Consider the following 3,402-nt stretch of genomic DNA (forward strand, 5'->3'; position numbering starts at 1 on the left):
CGCCATCTCGGGGCTAAAGCCACCGACTACAGGATGTATTTCTCGGGATTGTAGCATGGCCTTTAGGCCATGGATTTTCACCATCTCGGGGCTAAAGCCACCGACTACAGGATGTATTTCTCGGAAGTGTAGCATGGCCTTTAGGCCATGGGTTTGGCTCGGGGCTAAAGCCACCATCTCGGGGCTAAAGCCACCGACTACAGGATGTGTTTCTCGGGGTTGTAGCATGGTCTTTAGGCCATGGAGTGTCCCAAGCCCTATACCTCTTGGGAAAAGCCACCGATATATAAGGCGAGGTCTTTATTTCGCGCAAAAAAATGGGGCTAAAAAGCCCCATTTTTGGTTTTTACTAGCGGTTATGACTTGCCGTGAACACTGATTACAGAGCGTCCTGATGGATCAGCCATATTCTTAAAGCTTTCATCCCACTCTAAGGCTTCTACGGTACTACAAGCGATAGATTTTCCACCGGGTACGCAGTTCGCCGCGCTTTCTTGAGGGAAGTAACCTTCAAAAATGGTGCGATAGAAATAACCTTCTTTGGTATCTGGTGTATTGTGTGGGAAACGAAATTCAGCGGTAGCGAGTTGCTGTTCTGTCACTTCGTTATCAACATAGTCTTTGATGGAATCAATCCAAGAATAACCTACACCGTCACCAAACTGTTCTTTTTGACGCCAAAGTACTTCAGGTGGTAAATATTCGCCATTATCAAAGGCTTTACGAAGAATCCATTTTTCCATTTTTCCGTCAAGACACATTTTGTCTTTTGGATTAAGACGCATAGCCACATCAAGGAACTCTTTATCCAAGAATGGAACGCGGGCTTCTACACCCCAAGATGCTGTTGCTTTGTTTGCTCTTGCACAATCAAACATATGCAGACGGTCTAATTTACGCACTGTCTCTTCATGGAATTCTTTTGCATTTGGTGCTTTATGGAAATACAAGTAACCGCCGAATATCTCATCAGCACCTTCACCAGATAGGACCATTTTGATACCCATAGCCTTAATTTTACGACTCATTAAGTACATTGGTGTGGCAGCACGGATGGTTGTAGTATCGTAAGTTTCAAGATAGTAAATAACGTCACGAATGGCATCAATACCTTCTTGAATAGTAAAGTGAATCTCGTGATGCACAGTGCCTATCATGTCAGCTACTTTCTTAGCCGCCACTAAATCTGGCGCACCTTCAAGACCTACTGCAAATGAGTGTAGGCGAGGCCACCAAGCGTCTGACTTATCTTCGTCTTCTATGCGCTTGGCTACATATTTAGCCGCAATTGCCGAAACCAAAGATGAATCCAATCCGCCTGATAACAATACAGCGTAAGGCACATCTGACATCATGTGAGACTTCACTGATTTTTCAAAAGCCGTTTTTAATTCGTCTAAATCTGTGGTGTTGTCTTTGACTGCGTCATAAGACATCCAATCTCGTTGATAATATTTTTTCAACTCACCGGTTTTGCTCCACAGGTAATGCCCTGGTGGAAATTCTGAAACGGTTTTACATACTGGTACCAATGCTTTCATTTCTGAAGCAACATAGAAGTTTCCATGTTCATCAAAGCCAGTATATAGAGGGATGATGCCAATATGGTCACGAGCGATTAAATACGCATCTTGCTCTTCATCATACAAAATGAAAGCGAACATGCCTTGTAGCTCATCTATAAATTCAATTCCTTTTTGTTGGTACAAAGGAAGAATTACTTCACAGTCTGACTTGGTTTTGAAGTCATAAGGTTGCGCAAGATCTTTTTCTAACGCTTTGTGGTTATAGATTTCACCGTTGACAGCCAGAACGTGATTATTATTTCGGCTAATTAAAGGTTGCGCTCCAGTATCCACGTCTACGATCGCCAAGCGTTCGTGACTCAAGATTGCGCTATTATTATTCCAAATACCTGACCAGTCAGGGCCACGATGGCGTAGCAATTTGGAAAGCTCTAACGCTTGCGTCCTAAGTTCTGATACATCAGTTTTGATGTCCAGAATGCCGAATATTCCACACATAAAGGTTTATCTCTCTTATTTCCAAGTTTAAGGTAAGGGAAAAGTATCGCAAGAATAAGGCTGATAAAGGAAATAACTTTTTCGAACAGCTCAGATTTTTATGACGTATGTCCTTTTCCAACGGGTGAATTTGCCAGTATGAGCAAAAATTGCAAGGATAATATGTAATTTATTTTCAATTAATTAAATTAAGTACGCAAGTTTACAATTAATTCATTGAATTCGATGAAAATAACACCCATATGTAACTTAAGCGTAACAAAACTAATTAACTATCTATCAGTAAACTATTTTGGCAGGCAACTTATATTTTTTCGATTGAAAAGCTGCTCAATAACCCTTTAATCTGTTTTATAGATTACCATGATTTGTTTTAATCATTATTATTAAAAGTGTAAAGGCTGTATTATTTACCCAACTAGCCGGAATTATTAATTAATTGGAGATTTACATGACACAAACTAATCCAAACTTTGAAGACAAAACGGGTCAAAAGGTCCCTTCTGTTACTTTTCGCACTCGCCAAAATGACGAATGGGTTGATGTTACAAGCGACGAGCTTTTTGCTGGCAAAACAGTTGTTGTTTTCTCGCTTCCTGGTGCATTTACACCAACTTGTTCATCTACTCACTTGCCTCGTTACAATGAATTGGCAAAAACATTTAAAGAAAATGGCGTAGATGACATTGTTTGTATGTCTGTAAACGATACTTTTGTAATGAATGCTTGGGCAGCCGACCAAGAAAGCGACAATGTTACTTTAATCCCAGACGGTAATGGCGAATTTACTGACGGCATGGGTTTGTTGGTTGATAAAAACGACCTTGGTTTTGGCAAGCGCAGCTGGCGTTATTCAATGTTGGTAAAAGACGGTGTGGTAGACAAAATGTTTATCGAACCTGATTTACCAGGCGACCCGTTTGAAGTATCTGACGCAGACACTATGTTGGATTACGTCGCACCTGGCGCATTGAAGCCTCAAGCCGTAAGTATTTTCACCAAACCTGGCTGCCCTTTCTGCTCAAAAGCAAAAGCGTTGCTTAAAGACAAAGGTTATTCTTACGAAGAAATCGTTATGGGAGTGGGCGCTACTTTAACTTCGCTTAAAGCCATCACCGGTCGTGATACTGTTCCACAAGTATTTATTGGTGGAAAACACATTGGTGGTAGCGAAGAATTGGAAGCTTATTTCAAATCATAAGTAATGAGCATCGAAGAATAAATTGAAAAACGGGCGTTAGCCCGTTTTTTTTGCATCCGTCCCCGTAGCATTGCCTTTAGGCCATGGGGGGTTCGCTCGCCAATCTCGGTGTTGAAACGATCCATCTCGGGGCTAAAGCCACCGACTACAGATTGTAGCATGGCCTTTAGGCCATGG

General features: G+C 41.5%; 4 protein-coding genes. 1 reads left to right on the forward strand and 3 read right to left on the reverse strand.

Annotated features, from left to right (window positions below; genetic code table 11):
- Positions 1–228: hypothetical protein (locus tag Q4567_RS22095; protein WP_303502464.1), on the reverse strand; the 228-nt coding region annotated here is incomplete at its 3' end.
- A 128-nt stretch (positions 229–356) separates the two neighbouring features.
- The gene (asnB, locus tag Q4567_RS22100; RefSeq protein ID WP_303502465.1) at positions 357–2,024 is read right to left on the reverse strand and encodes an asparagine synthase B; all 1,668 of its coding nucleotides are present in this window, start codon (positions 2,022–2,024) and stop codon (positions 357–359) included.
- Between the two features lie 451 nt (positions 2,025–2,475).
- Between asnB and Q4567_RS22105 the strand changes: the two genes are divergently transcribed.
- Positions 2,476–3,225, forward strand: coding sequence for a glutathione peroxidase (locus Q4567_RS22105; RefSeq protein ID WP_303502466.1), 750 nt, complete (start codon positions 2,476–2,478; stop codon positions 3,223–3,225).
- Here Q4567_RS22105 and Q4567_RS22110 read toward each other — a convergent pair.
- Positions 3,210–3,402: hypothetical protein (locus Q4567_RS22110; protein ID WP_303502467.1), on the reverse strand; the 193-nt coding region annotated here is incomplete at its 5' end. The two genes, Q4567_RS22105 and Q4567_RS22110, sit on opposite strands and share 16 nt — an antisense overlap.

The organism is Aliiglaciecola sp. 2_MG-2023, assembly GCF_030548145.1.
Lineage (GTDB): Bacteria > Pseudomonadota > Gammaproteobacteria > Enterobacterales > Alteromonadaceae > Aliiglaciecola > Aliiglaciecola lipolytica_A.